The sequence below is a fragment of the Kerstersia gyiorum genome, from assembly GCF_004216755.1.
Lineage (GTDB): Bacteria > Pseudomonadota > Gammaproteobacteria > Burkholderiales > Burkholderiaceae_B > Kerstersia > Kerstersia gyiorum.
Map to the genome: position 1 here is coordinate 73413 of NZ_SGWZ01000001.1, position 15352 is coordinate 88764.

Below are 15352 nucleotides of genomic sequence, written 5' to 3' on the forward strand. Positions count from 1 at the left end.
CAAACCGCAGCCGCGCCAGGCAACCTGCGGCCTGTCAGAGTTCCACCACGTTGCGGACTGCCTGTTCCGCCATGCGGGCCACCTGCGAACGCCGCACCGTCTGATCCGCACCTTCAGGCATTTCCAGCACCGGCAGGAAATACAGTTTGACCAGCAGACCAGGCGTGCTCAGGATGCACCAGATATTGGCCATCAATGACTGATCGCCGGTAAAGGCGGCGCGGCTGCTGCGCCGGCCGTCCTGCGTGAAGACCAGCGCCACCGGTTGCACCGGCACACCAGCGTCGACTGCCGGCGCGAACAGGCCGGAACGGAACGGCAGCAAGCGCATGCCGTCCGTCGTGGTACCTTCCGGAAACAGCCCGACCGAACGGCCACGGCGGAAGTGGATTTCGACTGCCTGCCCGATTTCACGCACGGCCTGCCGATAGGCGCGATCCAGGAACAAGGTGCCAACACCTGCCGCCAGCCAGCCGATCAAGGGCCACTCGCGCACTTCCTTCTTGGCAACGAAAATAGACGCTCGCACGCTGTTGATCACAAAGATGTCCACCCACGATACGTGGTTGGACGTCCACAGCACCGAACCTTCCATGATGGGCTGCCCGGAGACTTCGCAGCGCACGCCGCAGCACCAGCGCAGCAGTACGCGCGACCAACCCCGGACGATGGTTTCACCCCGCCCCACCTTGAAGACGGGGTAGTAAAGCAACGCCAAGGTCAGCAACCCGCCCAGCAACCAGGGCACCAACAGCATGGCGCGCAACGTGAAACGCAGCAATCTCACGAAGCCGCTTCCCAGACCTGCCGGCCACCGACCCAGGTAGAACGTACCCGGCCCGGCAGTTCAAGCCCGGTGAAAGGCGTGTGCCAGCTCTGGCTCAGCAGGGTATCGCGGCTCACCACCCAACGTGCATCCAGGTCCACCAGCGCGAAATCGGCCAGCGCCCCCAGCTCAAGGCGGCCGCACGGCGGCAGGTCCGGCGCGCCGGTCGTCAGCACACGCGCGGGTTGCGAGGTCACCTGGGCCAGCGCCTGGGCCAGCGGCACCCCGGTTTCATCTGCCCACTTGACCGTCAGGCTGAGCAACAGCTCAAGGCCGGTAGCGCCCGGTTCGGCGTCGGCGAAGGGCAACAGCTTGTTGTCGTCATCCACCGGCGTGTGGTCGGAGCAAATGGCGTCGATGGTGCCGTCCAGCAGGGCGGCCCGGATCGCCTCGCGGTCGCGCTGGCCGCGCAGCGGCGGGTCCAGGCGATAATTGGCATCGAAGAAACCGATGTCGACGTCGGTCAGGTGCACGTGATTGACGGACACGTCGCAAGTCAGGGGCAGACCTTCCTGCTTGGCTGCTCGCACCAGTTCCAGGCCGGCGGCACTTGACAGGCGGCACAGGTGCAGGCGGGCGCCGGTCACGCGCTGCAGGTCGAACAGCGTCTGCAGCGCGATGGTTTCCGCCTGAACGGGAATGCCCGACAGACCCAGGCGCGACGCATAGGCGCCGCTGGCGGCCACGCCGCCGCGCGACAACCAGTAATCCTGCGGGCGCACCCACAGCACGTAATCGTAGGTACGCGCATATTGCATGGCGCGCAGCATCACGCTGGTATCCGTCAGCGGCACGTTGGCCTGGGAAAAGGCCACGCAGCCCGCTTCGGTAAGTTCCGCCATTTCCGTCAGGCGTTCACCCTGGAGACCCACGGTGATGGCGCCCAGCGGGTACAGGCGCACATGGTTGAGCTGACGCGCCTTGTGCTTGAGCATTTCCACAAGGCCGGGCTCGTCGAGCGTCGGGTCGGTATCTGGCGGCTGCACCACGCTGGTCACGCCACCAGCCAGGGCGGCCCGCATTTCCGATTCCAACGTTGCGCGGTACTCGAACCCCGGTTCGCGCAGGCGCACCGACAGGTCGATCAGGCCCGGCAGCACGGCCAGGCCCTGGGCATCGACCACACGGTCGGCCACGAAGCCCGCGGGCGCTTCGCCCACGCCCACCACCCGGCCACTGGCGACGAACAGGTCCGCCACACGGTCCAGTCCACTGGCCGGGTCGATCAGCCGGCCTCCCTTTACCTGCAGATTCATGCCTGTGCTCCCGCTACGATGCTCATGGCGGCCATGCGTACCGCGATACCGAACGTCACCTGATTGAGAATGACCGCCTGGTCGCCATCGGCCACGGCAGAGTCGATTTCCACGCCACGGTTCATGGGCCCGGGATGCATGACGATGGCATCGGGCTTGGCACGCGCCAGTTTCTCGCGAGTCAGGCCATACTGCTTGAAATACTCATGGGCGGACGGCAGGAGCGCGCCGCGCATACGCTCGTTCTGCAAACGCAGCACGATCACGACATCGACGTCCTTGAGGCCTTCGTTGATATCGGTGAAGACACGCACGCCCATCTGTTCCAGACCGCCAGGCAGCAGCGTCAGCGGACCGACAACGCGCACCTCGGCAGCACCCAGCGTGGTCAGCGCATGGATGTCCGAACGCGCCACGCGCGAATGCAGCACATCGCCAACAATGGCCACGCACAGGTTGGAGAAGTCCTTCTTGAAATGCCGGATGGTATACATGTCCAGCAGGGCCTGCGTCGGGTGCGCGTGGCGGCCGTCACCGGCATTGACCACGTGCACGTGCGGTGCAACATGCTGGGCAATCAGGAACGGCGCGCCGCTGGCCTCGTGGCGCACAACGAACAGGTCGGCCTGCATGGCGGACAGGTTGGCGATCGTGTCGAGCAGCGATTCGCCCTTGGCCGTCGACGACGACTGCACGTTCAGCGTGAACACATCCGCCGACAGCCGCTTGGCGGCGATATCGAAGGTCGTCCGGGTACGGGTCGAGTTTTCGAAGAACAGGTTGAAGACGCTTTTGCCGCGCAGCAGCGGCACTTTTTTGACCTCGCGGTTGGCCAGGGGCACAAAGTTCGCAGCGGTATCCAGAATATGCGTCAGGATGTCGCGCGGCAGGCCTTCGGTCGTCAACAAGTGGGTCAGCTCGCCATGGCGGTTGAGCTGCGGGTTATTCATGTACGGAATCCTTTTCCAGGGCCAGGGAAAAATTCCCGTTATCGAGACGGGACAGAACAAATGCGCTTTCCGGGGGCAGAGGAATATCCGCCGCCACCACGCAGGCCGCGACCGGCAGTTCACGGCCGCCGCGATCCAGCAGCACCGCCAGTCGGATGCTGTCGGGCCGGCCGTAATCGAACAGTTCGTTCATGGCAGCCCGGATGGTGCGGCCGGTATACAGCACGTCATCGACGAGGATGACGTGGGCACCCGCCACGGGGAAGTTGATGGAAGAAGGCTGTGCCTGACTATTGCCATGCAGGCCGATGCGGTGGAAATCGTCGCGATAGAAACTGACGTTCAGCGTGGCGACGTTGCCTTCCAGGCCCAGGTCGCGCTGCAGGCGTTCTGCCAACCAGGCGCCTCCTGAATGGATGCCGACCAGCCAGGTTTTGTCCGGCGGGGTCTTGGAAAACTCTTGCTTCACCCCTGCGAGCAGGCGCGCGTAAAGTGTTTCGGCATCCGGCAGATCGCCGGGCGAATGAACAGGTGTATCAGAAGCCATGATGCGGATTTTAGGATATTAGGAAGCCGTGCGGGAGCCCGGCACGGACGCTGTGTTACAGGAAGTGGCCACAGCGCGCGAAAGCAAATCCAGGTAGCGTTCCAGAATAATAGCCGCTGCAACGGCATCGTCGTCGGCATTGGTGCCCAAACGACGTTGCGCTTCCATGCTGGAACCGCGTTCATCGACCAGTATCACAGGCAAGCCGAAGCGGCCATGCAACTGATTGGCAAAACGGCGCCCCTGCAGCGAAGCATGCTGCTCGGCACCGTTTTCATCCAGCGACAGGCCGACGATCAGGCTGGCAGGACGCCATTCCTCGATCAGCGTGGCGATGCGCTGGAAGCGCTCGTCGCGGGTCTGCGAGCGGATGATTTCCAGCGGCGTTGCGCTGCCGGTGATGGTATTGCCCAGCCCGACGCCCAGTTTGCGCAGGCCGAAATCAAAAGCAAGCAGGGTGGCTTCGCCCGCCACCGCCCAGGCGCCACCGGCCGCGCCGGCGACACTGACGCCAGCCGCCGCACCCGGTGCCCTCAGGGCGCCGGGCTGGCCGGCGTTTTCTGCATCAGGCATGCCCGGCTTCTCCGGAAAGCATCACCGGGTCTATCCCCAGCTGCTTGAGGGCGGCGTCATAACGCTGCGCGGGTTCGACATCGAAAATGATGTCCGGACTGGCATAGACCGACAACCAGGCATTGGACGCCATTTCGCTCTCCAACTGGCCGGCGCCCCATCCCGCGTAGCCCAGCGTCACCAACAGGCGGCGCGGACCTTCGCCGTTGGCCACGGCCTGCAGCACGTCGCGGGAAGTCGTCAGCGCCATCTCTCCCAGCTTGATGCTCGACGAGTACTCGCCGATGGGGGCATGCAGCACGAAACCCCGGTCCGTTTGCACCGGACCGCCAAAGAAGACAGGATTGTCTTTCTCGGGTTCAATTTCCAGCTTCAAATCTATACGCTCGAACAGAGCACCCAGCGTGAGGTCGGTCGGACGGTTGATTACCAGCCCCAGCGCGCCGCGCGGGGTATGCTCGCAAACATAGATGACGGTTCCCGCCAGGCTGCCTTCTACCCCTCCGGGCATGGCCAGCAGGAACTGATTGGACAGATCGGCATGGGGCAGGTCCTGGCTTTCCGCGGCTTTCGTCATGGCACACTCCACACACACATTACTCAGCCTGTCATCCCGGCAGGCAGGGCTCAGAACGTATTCACGATCTCAAATTTCCATCAATTCGAAATCGTCCTTGCGGGCCCCGCACTCGGGACAGACCCAGTTCGGGGGAACGTCTTCCCAGCGGGTCCCCGGCGCAATACCCTCTTCGGGCAAACCGGCCGCTTCATCATAGACCCAGCCGCAAATCAAACACATCCAAGTACGCATCGTTTCAGAGTTTCCTGTCAATCCAGGCGGGCAGCGCTAACCCTCGGCCTGGGAGGCATGCGCCCCATTAAAAAACCGCCCCGTTTCCCGGGCCGGGCAGGGCGCAAACGCCCTGCCGCACAGCACGCGCAGCATGACTGCCCGCGCGCGCCTGTTTCACCTACAATGGGGCCATATTAACCAAACACAACCTCGGCTGGCAGGATTCCTGTCGCCAGCGCTTCACCACAGCGCCTGCCAGGTTCCACTATTTCCCCTCGCCCGCAGTGTCCGCCTCTGTGCTCCCTCCCCTTCTGATCTTCGGCCCCTTCGACCCCAGCGGCGCCACTTCGCTGCCCGCCGATGCCATCACCAGCGCTGCGCTGCAGTGCCATGGCCTGGGCGTACTGACCGCCAATACCGTCCAGGATTCGGCGCATCAGGAAGATGTCGTCGCCATCTCCCATGAATTCATCGACGAGCAGGCGCGCTGCCTGCTCGAAGACATGGCCATCAGCGCCATAAAGGTCGGCAGCCTGCATACGCCGGAGGCCGTCAGCGTCATCGCGCAGATCGCCGCCGACTACAACCACCTGCCGCTGGTGCTGCACCTGGACACGCCCGGCGATGCCGGCGACCTCGATGCCCAGGACCTGGCCGAAGATGTCATGGCAGCCATCGTCGAGTTGCTGCTGCCGCAGACCGATATCGTCGTGTCCGAACACATGCGCGTGACGCAATGGCTGGCAGACGGCCTGCTGAGCGAGCCGGTGGAAACCAGCGACGTACTGCGAGAAGCCGGCGCGGAATGGTCGCTGACGCTGGGCACGCCGCTGCGCAGCGATACCCGCTGCACCCAATTGAGCGGGCCGGAAGGCCTGCTGCGCCAATGGAACTGGCATGCCAGCCAGGAACGTCTGTCCGACACCGCCGATCTCGTCGCCACCGCCGTGGCCGCCATGCTGGCGCGCGGACTGGCGCCCGACGAAGCCGTGGGCCAGGCCATCACCTATGTGCAAAGCTGCCTGCAGCAGAGCTTCCGCCCCGGCATGGGCCGCCGCCTGGCCTGGCGCCTACCTGGAGAACAACAGGCATGACGTCCGTTCCTGATTACGACGGCCTGCGCTTTCCGCGCGGCCTCTACGGCATCACCCCCGACACCGACGACACTGCCGGCCTGCTGGCAGCCATCGCTGCTGCCGCCCGTGGCGGGCTGCGCAGCCTGCAATGGCGCCGCAAGCAAAGCGCCAGCCCTGAGGCCTTGCTGGCCCAGGGGCAAGCCATTGCGCGGCAATGCCGCGAGCTGGGCCTGGTCTTCATCGTCAACGACGACTGGCGCATGGCGCAAGATCTGGACGCCGACGGCGTGCACCTCGGACGTGACGACGGCGACCTGCAGGCCGCCCGGGCCGCGCTCGGCCAGGGGCGCATCATCGGCGTGTCCTGCTATGCAGACCTGGCGCGCGCCCGTGCGCTGCTGGCGCAGGGCGCCGACTATATTGCCTTCGGTGCCGTCTATCCCTCCCCGACCAAGCCGCAAGCGGCACGTGCGCCGCTGGAACTGCTCATGCAGGCCCGCAAGCTGCTCGACGAGCTGCCTGCTCCGCGTCCGGCCATGGTCGCCATCGGCGGCATCCATGCTGCCAATGCCGCGCCTGTCGTGCAGGCCGGCGCCGACGCCCTGGCCATCATCCAGGGCATTTTCCAGGCAGATGACATCGAAGCCGCCGCCAGCGCCTGCGCGCAGGCGTTCGCCTGATCAACCCTACGGATACCCGTACCGCCATCATGACAGCCACCTCCCGCAATGACACCCTGTTCCAACGCGCCTGCCGCAGCATTCCCGGCGGCGTGAATTCGCCCGTGCGCGCATTCCGTTCGGTAGGCGGCACGCCCCGTTTCATCGCACGCGCCCAGGGCCCGTACATCTGGGATGCGGATGGCAAGCAATATATCGACTACGTGGGCTCCTGGGGCCCTGCCATCCTGGGCCATGCCCATCCGGAAGTCATCGAGGCGGTGCGCGCGGCGGCCCTCAACGGCCTGTCCTTCGGCGCCCCCACCGAAGCGGAAATCGAGATCGCCGAAGCGCTGATCGCACGCCTGCCTTCCATGGAACAGGTGCGCCTGGTCAGTTCCGGCACCGAAGCCACCATGAGCGCCATCCGCCTGGCGCGCGGCGCCACTGGCCGCAACAAGATCATCAAGTTCGAAGGCTGCTATCACGGCCATGCCGACAGCCTGCTGGTGAAGGCTGGCTCGGGCATGCTGACCTTCAATAACCCGACTTCCGCGGGTGTACCGCCCGAGTTCGTGCAGCACACGCTGGTGCTGGACTACAACGACAACGCCGCTGCCGAAGCGGCCTTCGCCAGCATGGGCGACGACATCGCCTGCGTCATTGTCGAACCCTTCGCCGGCAACATGAACCTGGTGCGGCCCGCCCCCGGCTTCCTGGAAACCCTGCGCACGCTGTGCACCCGCCACGGCGCCCTGCTGGTGTTCGACGAAGTCATGACGGGCTTCCGGGTTGGCCCGCAAGGCGCGCAAGGCCTGACCGGCGTCACGCCGGACATCACCACGCTGGCCAAGATCATCGGCGGCGGCATGCCGGTCGGCGCATTCGGCGGCCGGGCCGACATCATGGCCAATATCGCGCCGCTGGGCGCGGTGTACCAGGCCGGCACGCTGTCAGGCAATCCGGTGGCCGTGGCTGCCGGCCTGGCAACCCTGCGCCTGCTGGGCACGCCGGGCTTCTATGAAGACCTGGCTGCGCGCTCGGCCAGGCTGTGCGCCGGCCTGGAGGCCGCCGCGCAACGCCACGGCATCGCCTTTTCCAGCGACAGCGTCGGCGGCATGATAGGCCTGTATTTCCGCGCAACGCCTCCCACGAGCTTTGCCGAAGTGCAGGAATGCAATATCGAACACTTCAAGCACTTCTTCCACGCCATGCTGGACCACGGCGTACATCTGGCGCCTTCCGCCTTCGAGGCCGGCTTCGTTTCAGCCACCCATACGGACGAAGTCATCGAGGCCACGCTGGCAGCAGCCGACCTGGCATTTGCAAGTCTGAAGCGCTGATACCGGGTGGGGCACCTAAGCGCGCAGCAGGCGCCGGTACCCGCCCCTGCCACCGGCTGCGGCAGCATCAGCCCTGCCCCACCGCGTGAATGAGCCTGACCAGGTCGAGCTGGCGCTTGCAGCCGGTCTTCGCCAGCAGGCTTTTCAGGTGGCTGCGGGCCGTGTTCAGAGTGCATCCCCGGGCCATGGCGAATGCCTTGATGGTATCCCCCCCAGCCAGCACACTGGCCAGTTCTGCCTCGGCAGTGGTGATGCCCAATACTTCTCCCAGTTCCCCGCACGAAAACGACAGCCCGGCATAAGGCATCGCCATGGCAATCAGCGCCAGCGGCGACTGGCTGCGGCCAGCCCCGGATGCCACCGCTACCGCCGGCAAGGGCAGGATGCGCAACACAACCGTATCCGCCCCACTACCCCAACGGACAACCGCCGCACGCCTGGAAGCCGAACAGGCACGCGCCACGGCATGTTCCAGCTGCAGCTGCAGTGCCTGCTGCCTGAGCGCGAAACGACTATAGCCAGAACACCAGGCCGCTTCCCGCACATGGCTGGCCGCCCGGGCATTCAGGTACTGGATACGCCGCCCGGCGTCAACGATGACGATGCCGAACGGCATGTGCTCCATGGCGGCGGTTCCCAGCGCGGCGCGGCGCGCCAGTTCGCGGGTATGGTCGCGCAAGCGGGTCGCGCGCAGGATTTCCGGCGCCAGCAGCCGCATGACGGCTTCCTCACGCTCGCCGTAAGGCCGGTGATCGACTGGGCGCAGCATGGCCAGATAGGCGTTCGTGCCAGCGGTCTGCCGCATCACCATGCACATCGAATAGCGCGTCCCGACACCACGCAGGAAGTCATAGACTGCCGAGCGCGACATATGGCGCTGATCGAAATGATGGTGGTCGAACACCACCTCGCCTTCCACCATACGATCCAGCAGAGCGACGCGTTCATCGCGCCCCATGTACTGCTGCTCGTATTCCTCGAGCTTGTCGCCTGGCACGGTTTCCGATGCCATGGATTCCAGGATCGGGTCTTCATGCGCCGGACCCAGCGTCACCTGGTGGAAGTTCATCGCCTCCAGTTCCCGGCAGAGTGAATCGAGGGCGATGTACCAATGGTTCGAATCCAGCACCCCCTCATAGAACAGCGGCGCGATATCCAGCGCCACCTGCAATGGATCACGAGCCATGGACGTTCCCCTCCCTGAGCGCCATATCAGGCATCCCGCCGCTGCGCATTATCACCAAATAAGTTTCATTTTATTTCAATTGTTTGAAAAAATGAAAATTCTGTGATTCTTGAGATCATTGCACTTGTTGCTCTGCAGCGGCAGCCCCCCTTGGGCTTCCGCTTCCCTGCGCAGACGTGCGGGCCGGCGCACCGCAAACGTCAATAGACAGTCACCCCGCTGCGGGGCGCTTCGGGAGCCGCGGGCGCAACAGGCCGCGCAGGCGGCAGCGGCGCCTCGAAGGTGATCGCGGCACCGGCCTGGGTAAACTGGCCGATCAACTGTTCATAGACCTCTTCAGCCAGGCTCTGCGAGGTTTCCCGCACCACTTTGGCGCGGTTCAGGCTAGCCCGGTCTCCGGCGCGGCTCAGTATCTTGCTGTCCAGCCCGCTGCCGGCTGCACTGAAGGCCGCCACGATTTCATAGTTGCGCGTGTTGATCAGACTGAAATCCGCGACCAGATCCAGTTGCAGGGTATAAGCTCGCGATCCAGCATCGAAACCCATTTCCCCTTCGCTGAACTGAATGTCACTGACCGTGCCGAACAGCACGTAATCCGCGCCCGGAAAGGCACCTACCCGGATACGGGCAATGATGTCGTGGACGTTCTCGCTCGCCTTGCCCGTATGGGGCCGGCCCTGCACAACCCTGACTTTGCCGCCACGTACCAGCGCCCCCTTGATGTCGGCCGTGAAATTGCGCAGCTCACCCGGCACGATATAGGTTTTGGTTCCCTCTTCCAGCGTGAAGCTGCTGCTGCCGCTGGCCTGCCTGCCGTGCTGGCTGAACTGCTGCGACGCCGACACGTTGCGGAAGTATTCCGACACCTGCACCTCATAACCCAGGTCCGTCACGGCGACCCTGGGCCCGGCGGCCTGCGCCGCCGGTGCCGCCAGGCACAGCAGGGCCAGCACGGCGCAACGCGCCCGGTTCAGCAATGGCTGTTCTTTCATGGTTCCGTCCTTGATCCAATCCTCACAACCGCCTTAACGGCGCGAGGATTTGCGCAGCTCCGCCTGGTCCTGCCACTCGATCACGCCCGACTCCGCATCGAAAAGCTTGAGCGTCATGACGTAGTACACATCCTTTATGCTGGAGGAACGCTTGACGATGGACGAGATTTCGCCTTCTATGCGGAACTGCGCCCCTTCCATCTGCCCCGTGCGCGCCCGGCCCTTGGCCTTGTAGAGGCCGCTCTGGTTCTGGCGCTGCAGCTCGCGCACGGCCGTATCCATTTCCGCATGGCTGGCAACAAAGCGCACCTTGCCGCTATTGACCAGCGCCGTCTGGATGCGCAGCATGATCGTGCCGGTGTCGATATATTCGCTGGTCTTGTTCAACACCGGGTCCAGCGACACCGTGGGGCGGCCAGCCAGCGCCGGGCTTTGCAGCAGGGAAGCCGTCATGCTTTCCGCCAGGCGCTGCAAATCGGTGGAGCCGAATTCATTGGTTACGTTTTCGACCGCGGACGGATCGCCATAAACGACATCGCCCGAACCGCTCACAAGCGGCAGGGAGGACTGGCAGCCGGCCAGCCCCAAGGCGCCAGCCAAGGCCAGGCTGCGGGCTGCTCGCGGCAGGTAATCAAGAGACAACATGATGGGAACTCCCAGGAAAATCCATCGTGGCACGGCATACCGCAGCGCCACGCAACGAGCCGCACCTCCGGCCGGCATCTCCCGGCTGGGCGCGCGCGGCGTTCTCACTTATCGGCACGCAGTTCGAGCCGGAAATCCACGGCATCCGGACGCGCCGCCATGCCTTTCACGAAATGGTTCTGTCGGCCCAGGAACGGCAGTTCCTTCCAGGGCTCGTCGCGCCCGCTCTGCAGGCCGTCGGCATTCAGCCAGAGAAAGCGGTAGAACAACCGGCGGGGACTGCTGCTGCCATTGGCAATCTCGGCCTGCACGGTCAGCATGTCGTTGACCCGCTGCGCGCGCAGGTCCACCACCCGTAGATCCAACATGGACTGCGGCACGACCAGCTTGCTGGCAATTCCTGCCGATGCGGCGTATTCCGGCAGCAGGGCCGCTGCCTGCGCAGCCGGCGCCGGGAGTTCTGGTCGCGATACGCTGCGGCCTTGTTGCGCGCAGGCGGCCAGCAGCATTGCCGCCAGGCCCGTGACGGCCAGGCGCAGATTGGCTTTGTGATTCATGATGCTTTCCTGAAAAAAAATGACTCACCCGGAAACGCCTATTGCGCTTCCTGTGCCACCGAAACCGGCACGCGCCGGGATGACGCCCTGCCAGCCTTCCGCTCCGGCGCAGTATCAGCGGCTGCCACGCCATCCAGATAGGCCGGCTCGCCGAAATACGTGACCGCACTGAGCATCCGTACCGGCACGACCATGCGCCGCCCCCGCACATCCAGCGTCCTGACGGCATGGCCGTCTTCGGACAACTGCAATTCGTGCTGGCCATGCGGCACAAATGCGCGTGCCAGGTAGACCCGCTCGGGCAACATGCGCCACATGCGATCATCCGCCTCCGGCTCGATGGCCGCCGATACCAGTGCAGCAAACAAGCCGGCCAGCGGCCCGGCCTGCTGATTGATTTCGTTTTGCAGCACCGCTTTGGTCACCAGCCGGATCGACGAGCGCGTCAGCATGCCGGGCAGTTCGTCGCGCAACGCTCGGCGCGCCATCGCATTGAGATCCGTGGCCTGGGCCACGGGCACAGTCTGGCCGGCAATCGAAATCTGCCGCAGGTCCAGCGCATGAGGATTGGGCTGGATCACGGGGAATGCCGTCGCCAGCGTCAGCAGGCCATTGTGGGTGGGTACCGGCAACACGATGGATTGTGACCGGCGGGCGGGCGCCAGCCCGGTTTCAATCACGAACAGGACATCGGTTTCCTTGCCCGAAGCCAGGCGTTGCTGCCGTTCCGCCAGGCCTTCCAGCCCAGCCTGCAGCGCCGTTTCGTCGGGGCGCAGCTCGATGGCCTGGCGATAGCCGGCCGCCGCCAGGCTGGGTTCATTCATCGTTTCATAGACAAACCCCGCCAGATAATGGCTGAGCGCATTCTGGTAGCCATTCTTCAGCCCGATGACGGCAGGATCGTCGAATATTTCCACCGGGTAGCCGCTGATGTCCTTCTGCTCGACTTCCACCCCCTGCTCCTGAGCCTCTTCTTCGGCCTCGGCATTGGCGCGCGAGCGCGCTTCGGCGATCAACGCCTCGCGCTCGTGAGTGCGGCGGATATCCACCCGGGCATTTTCCAGGTCGCCCATGTTCAGGCGGTTCATGGCCATGCGCGTGGTCAGCATGACCTTCTCGTAGTCCTGGCCCTCATAGTCCCGCATGCCGTCGCCGAACAGCGTTGCGCCGATCTGCGTTCCCACGGCGGCCAGGGCGCCACGCACCTGGTCTTCCCAGACGCGCACCGTTGCATCCGCCGTTTCCAGTGCCTGCTGGCTTTCGTCGTAGCGAGCGGCCACTCGCAGCAGCTCGCCTTTCTCCAGGTTCAGCAACAAGTCTTCCGCCGCTTCCCCCTGCATCTGCGTTTCAACCCGCAGGATGGCGGAATCCAGCAACCCGGCGGCCAGATCGTTCGCGCTTTCGCCCACTTTGCTATCGTGCGTCGCCGCACAGCCCGCCAGCAGTCCTGCCACCATCAGGCAGGCTCCCCGTTGCAGAATCATGATCTTCCCCTTCTTCACCGTTCAGCCCGCAACCCAGGCACTTCCCCAAGGGGGGAGCCGCCCGACCCGTTGACATTCCCTTGCATTTTTTTACGGTTTATAAGAAGAAAGCCGGCAGCCCCACATCCCCCAACCGTGGGATGACGCTTCGACGGAAATCCTGATATTTAGTCGCGCTGACCGCACAGCGCGGGGCCGGGGCGCGACTTTGTCCCGCATGACCGCCAACGGCGCTCCGGATTTGCCATAATGGCACTCTCCCATACGCCGCTTCCGGCGCTGTTTCCCCTTTCAAGGCAAGTCAAATGGCTGTCAATCTCCAGATTCCTCCCGCAGACCAGATCCATCCCGTCGCCGGCGTTGAAATCGGCATCGCCTCCGCCGGCATCAAGCAGGCAGGCAGCGGCAAGCGCGACCTGACAGTCTTCCGCCTGGCCCCGGGCAGCAGCGTCGCTGGCGTATTCACGCGCAACCGCTTCCGCGCGGCGCCGGTACAGGTCTGTGAGCGCCATCTGGCCAGCGACACGGAGATCGCAGCGCTGGTGATCAACACGGGCAACGCCAATGCAGGCACCGGCGCCAGCGGCCTGGCGCATACCGAACAAACCTGCGACGCGCTGGCCGGCCTGCTGGGCATCCGCCGCGAACAGGTCCTGCCGTTTTCCACCGGCGTGATCCTCGAGCCGCTGCCTGTGGATCGCCTCGTCGCCGCGCTGCCGGCCGCTATCGCCGACCTTGCGCCGGCGCACTGGTTCGAAGCGGCGCACAGCATCATGACGACCGACACGCAGCCGAAAATCCATTCACGCCAGCTGACGCTCGACGACAAAACCGTCACCATCACCGGTATCAGCAAGGGCGCCGGCATGATCCGCCCCAATATGGCGACCATGCTGGGCTACCTTGCCACCGACGCCGGCATCGCCCCCGCCCTGCTGCGCGAGCTGGCGCTGGCACTGGCCAACCAGTCATTCAACCGTATTACCGTCGATGGTGACACCTCCACCAACGACTCTTTCATCGTCATCGCCACCGGCAAGAGCGGCGTGCAGATCGACGACGCCAGCCATCCTGCCTATCCGGCCCTGCGCGCAGCCCTGACCGATGCTGCACGCGACCTGGCACAGAAGATCGTGCGCGATGCCGAAGGCGCCACCAAGTTCATGACGATCCGGGTGGAAGAAGCGGCCAGCACCGAAGAAGCGCTGAAAATCGCCTATTCGGTGGCCCAATCGCCGCTGGTCAAGACTGCGTTCTACGCCTCGGACCCCAACCTTGGCCGCATCCTGGCCGCCATCGGCTATGCCGGCGTCGAAGATCTCGACGTCAGCAAGCTGCGTCTGTGGCTGGACGACGTTCTCGTTGCTCGCGACGGCGGCCGCAATCCTGAATACCAGGAAGCTGACGGCCAGCGCGTCATGCAACAGGCTGAGATCGTCGTGCGCATCGCCCTGGCCCGCGGCCAGGTCAGCGACACCGTCTATACCTGCGACTTCTCGCACGATTACGTTTCCATCAATGCAGACTATCGTTCCTGAGATTTCATGAATTCAACCAAACCCGAAGATCTGGCCCAGCTGATGGCCCAGGCCTCGCGGGTGCTGGCGCGGCTGGAAGCCTGGCTGCCGCCCGCCCCGCCCCCGACAGACTGGTCTGCCCAGGCCTACCGCTGGCGCAAGCGCGGCGCGAGCGGCTGGCTGGAAGCCGTCCCGCGCGTCAGCGCCATCGCCCTGGATGACCTGCGTCACGTCGAACGCCAGAAGGCCATCCTGGACCGCAATACCCGCCACTTCGTCTCCGGCAAGCCCGCCAACAACGTCCTGATGACCGGCGCGCGCGGCACCGGCAAGAGCTCGCTGGTGCGCGCCATGCTGCTGACCTACGCCAGCCAGGGCCTGCGCCTGATCGAAGTCGACAAGGAAGACCTGGGCGACCTGCCCGAGATCATCGACCTGATCGTGGCCCGGCCGGAACGCTTCATCGTTTTCAGTGACGACCTGTCTTTCGAATCCGGCGAAGCGGGCTACAAGGCGCTCAAATCCGTCCTGGACGGTTCCATTGCCGCCGCCGACGACAAGCTGCTGATTTACGCAACATCCAACCGTCGTCACCTGATGCCGGAGTACCATAGCGAAAATCTGCAGACCACGACGCACGACGACGGCGAGATCCATCCGGGCGAAGCCGTCGAAGAAAAGGTATCCTTGTCAGAGCGCTTCGGTCTCTGGCTGTCCTTCCATCCGTTCCGCCAGAACGATTACCTCGATATCGTCGCCCACTGGGTCAAGGAACTCGGCGGTGCAGAGGACGACGGCAGCCAGCCCTGGCGCACCGAGGCCCTGCAATGGGCCCTGGAGCGCGGTTCGCGTTCGGGCCGTGTAGCCCGGCAGTTCGCCCGTGACTGGGCGGCACGCCAAGCCTGATGGCCCTGGCCTCGCGGGCGGCTTGCCGCCCGCGACTCAACC

The 15352-nt window shown here is 64.6% G+C and carries 17 protein-coding genes; 5 read left to right on the forward strand and 12 right to left on the reverse strand.

Annotated features, from left to right (window positions below):
* Window positions 1-34: 34 nt before the first annotated feature.
* From EV679_RS00335 to EV679_RS00365, 7 genes are all read right to left on the reverse strand, one after another.
* Window positions 35-787 carry a lysophospholipid acyltransferase family protein gene (locus EV679_RS00335; protein ID WP_130486277.1) on the reverse strand — a complete coding sequence of 251 codons (753 nt, stop codon included), beginning with the start codon at window positions 785-787 and terminating at the stop codon, window positions 35-37.
* Window positions 784-2082 carry a dihydroorotase gene (locus EV679_RS00340; protein ID WP_068372759.1) on the reverse strand — a complete coding sequence of 433 codons (1299 nt, stop codon included), beginning with the start codon at window positions 2080-2082 and terminating at the stop codon, window positions 784-786. The genes EV679_RS00335 and EV679_RS00340 overlap by 4 nt, the downstream gene beginning before the upstream one ends.
* The gene (locus EV679_RS00345; RefSeq protein ID WP_068372769.1) at window positions 2079-3032 is read right to left on the reverse strand and encodes an aspartate carbamoyltransferase catalytic subunit; all 954 of its coding nucleotides are present in this window, start codon (window positions 3030-3032) and stop codon (window positions 2079-2081) included. Before EV679_RS00345 ends, EV679_RS00340 begins: the two co-directional genes overlap by 4 nt.
* Window positions 3025-3579, reverse strand: a complete 555-nt coding sequence (gene pyrR, locus EV679_RS00350) for a bifunctional pyr operon transcriptional regulator/uracil phosphoribosyltransferase PyrR (protein WP_068372773.1) — start codon at window positions 3577-3579, stop codon at window positions 3025-3027. The genes EV679_RS00345 and pyrR overlap by 8 nt, the downstream gene beginning before the upstream one ends.
* An 18-nt stretch (window positions 3580-3597) precedes the next feature.
* Window positions 3598-4053 carry a Holliday junction resolvase RuvX gene (ruvX, locus tag EV679_RS00355; RefSeq protein ID WP_068372984.1) on the reverse strand — a complete coding sequence of 152 codons (456 nt, stop codon included), beginning with the start codon at window positions 4051-4053 and terminating at the stop codon, window positions 3598-3600.
* A 91-nt stretch (window positions 4054-4144) separates the two neighbouring features.
* The gene (locus EV679_RS00360) at window positions 4145-4729 is read right to left on the reverse strand and encodes a YqgE/AlgH family protein (protein WP_068372775.1); all 585 of its coding nucleotides are present in this window, start codon (window positions 4727-4729) and stop codon (window positions 4145-4147) included.
* A 69-nt stretch (window positions 4730-4798) separates the two neighbouring features.
* Window positions 4799-4963: a rubredoxin gene (locus EV679_RS00365; RefSeq protein WP_068372778.1), complete on the reverse strand. Its 165-nt coding sequence runs from the start codon at window positions 4961-4963 to the stop codon at window positions 4799-4801.
* Window positions 4964-5241: 278 nt separating this feature from the next.
* Between EV679_RS00365 and thiD the strand changes: the two genes are divergently transcribed.
* Genes thiD through hemL form a run of 3 tightly spaced genes read left to right on the forward strand, consistent with a single transcriptional unit; the run spans window position 5242 to window position 8023 of the window.
* Window positions 5242-6039: a bifunctional hydroxymethylpyrimidine kinase/phosphomethylpyrimidine kinase gene (gene thiD, locus EV679_RS00370; RefSeq protein WP_238591410.1), complete on the forward strand. Its 798-nt coding sequence runs from the start codon at window positions 5242-5244 to the stop codon at window positions 6037-6039.
* Window positions 6036-6701 carry a thiamine phosphate synthase gene (gene thiE, locus EV679_RS00375; protein WP_068372782.1) on the forward strand — a complete coding sequence of 222 codons (666 nt, stop codon included), beginning with the start codon at window positions 6036-6038 and terminating at the stop codon, window positions 6699-6701. Before thiD ends, thiE begins: the two co-directional genes overlap by 4 nt.
* 29 nt (window positions 6702-6730) lie before the next feature.
* The gene (gene hemL / locus EV679_RS00380) at window positions 6731-8023 is read left to right on the forward strand and encodes a glutamate-1-semialdehyde 2,1-aminomutase (RefSeq protein ID WP_068372784.1); all 1293 of its coding nucleotides are present in this window, start codon (window positions 6731-6733) and stop codon (window positions 8021-8023) included.
* A gap of 67 nt (window positions 8024-8090) precedes the next feature.
* Here hemL and EV679_RS00385 read toward each other — a convergent pair whose 3' ends face one another.
* From EV679_RS00385 to EV679_RS00405, 5 genes are all read right to left on the reverse strand, one after another.
* Entirely contained in the window at window positions 8091-9209 is a 1119-nt protein-coding gene (locus EV679_RS00385; protein WP_068372786.1) for a helix-turn-helix transcriptional regulator, read from the reverse strand.
* 200 nt (window positions 9210-9409) lie between these two features.
* Window positions 9410-10201 (reverse strand): hypothetical protein, encoded by a 792-nt coding sequence (locus EV679_RS00390; RefSeq protein ID WP_068372791.1) that lies wholly within the window; start codon window positions 10199-10201, stop codon window positions 9410-9412.
* A 33-nt stretch (window positions 10202-10234) separates the two neighbouring features.
* The gene (gene lpoB / locus EV679_RS00395; RefSeq protein ID WP_130486278.1) at window positions 10235-10846 is read right to left on the reverse strand and encodes a penicillin-binding protein activator LpoB; all 612 of its coding nucleotides are present in this window, start codon (window positions 10844-10846) and stop codon (window positions 10235-10237) included.
* Window positions 10847-10950: 104 nt separating this feature from the next.
* Entirely contained in the window at window positions 10951-11403 is a 453-nt protein-coding gene (locus EV679_RS00400; RefSeq protein ID WP_130486279.1) for a YcfL family putative periplasmic lipoprotein, read from the reverse strand.
* Window positions 11404-11441: 38 nt separating this feature from the next.
* On the reverse strand, window positions 11442-12887 hold the full coding sequence (locus EV679_RS00405; protein WP_130486280.1) for a COG3014 family protein: 1446 nt from the start codon (window positions 12885-12887) through the stop codon (window positions 11442-11444).
* Window positions 12888-13192: 305 nt separating this feature from the next.
* Between EV679_RS00405 and argJ the strand changes: the two genes are divergently transcribed.
* Together argJ and EV679_RS00415 are read left to right on the forward strand one after the other, a co-directional pair.
* Window positions 13193-14425 (forward strand): bifunctional glutamate N-acetyltransferase/amino-acid acetyltransferase ArgJ, encoded by a 1233-nt coding sequence (gene argJ / locus EV679_RS00410; RefSeq protein ID WP_130486281.1) that lies wholly within the window; start codon window positions 13193-13195, stop codon window positions 14423-14425.
* A 6-nt stretch (window positions 14426-14431) separates the two neighbouring features.
* Window positions 14432-15310 carry an ATP-binding protein gene (locus EV679_RS00415; RefSeq protein WP_068372801.1) on the forward strand — a complete coding sequence of 293 codons (879 nt, stop codon included), beginning with the start codon at window positions 14432-14434 and terminating at the stop codon, window positions 15308-15310.
* Window positions 15311-15352: the final 42 nt, after the last annotated feature.

Excerpts from the sequence above, each read along its gene's own strand:
- EV679_RS00365 (WP_068372778.1), bottom strand. The coding sequence starts at position 4,963 with ATGCGTACTTGGATGTGTTTGATTTGCGGCTGGGTCTATGATGAAGCG.
- thiE (WP_068372782.1), top strand. The coding sequence starts at position 6,036 with ATGACGTCCGTTCCTGATTACGACGGCCTGCGCTTTCCGCGCGGCCTC.
- argJ (WP_130486281.1), top strand. The coding sequence starts at position 13,193 with ATGGCTGTCAATCTCCAGATTCCTCCCGCAGACCAGATCCATCCCGTC.
- EV679_RS00340 (WP_068372759.1), bottom strand. The coding sequence starts at position 2,082 with ATGAATCTGCAGGTAAAGGGAGGCCGGCTGATCGACCCGGCCAGTGGA.
- EV679_RS00345 (WP_068372769.1), bottom strand. The coding sequence starts at position 3,032 with ATGAATAACCCGCAGCTCAACCGCCATGGCGAGCTGACCCACTTGTTG.
- EV679_RS00405 (WP_130486280.1), bottom strand. The coding sequence starts at position 12,887 with ATGATTCTGCAACGGGGAGCCTGCCTGATGGTGGCAGGACTGCTGGCG.
- EV679_RS00415 (WP_068372801.1), top strand. The coding sequence starts at position 14,432 with ATGAATTCAACCAAACCCGAAGATCTGGCCCAGCTGATGGCCCAGGCC.
- EV679_RS00385 (WP_068372786.1), bottom strand. The coding sequence starts at position 9,209 with ATGGCTCGTGATCCATTGCAGGTGGCGCTGGATATCGCGCCGCTGTTC.
- lpoB (WP_130486278.1), bottom strand. The coding sequence starts at position 10,846 with ATGTTGTCTCTTGATTACCTGCCGCGAGCAGCCCGCAGCCTGGCCTTG.
- EV679_RS00360 (WP_068372775.1), bottom strand. The coding sequence starts at position 4,729 with ATGACGAAAGCCGCGGAAAGCCAGGACCTGCCCCATGCCGATCTGTCC.
- EV679_RS00400 (WP_130486279.1), bottom strand. The coding sequence starts at position 11,403 with ATGAATCACAAAGCCAATCTGCGCCTGGCCGTCACGGGCCTGGCGGCA.
- pyrR (WP_068372773.1), bottom strand. The coding sequence starts at position 3,579 with ATGGCTTCTGATACACCTGTTCATTCGCCCGGCGATCTGCCGGATGCC.
- hemL (WP_068372784.1), top strand. The coding sequence starts at position 6,731 with ATGACAGCCACCTCCCGCAATGACACCCTGTTCCAACGCGCCTGCCGC.
- EV679_RS00390 (WP_068372791.1), bottom strand. The coding sequence starts at position 10,201 with ATGAAAGAACAGCCATTGCTGAACCGGGCGCGTTGCGCCGTGCTGGCC.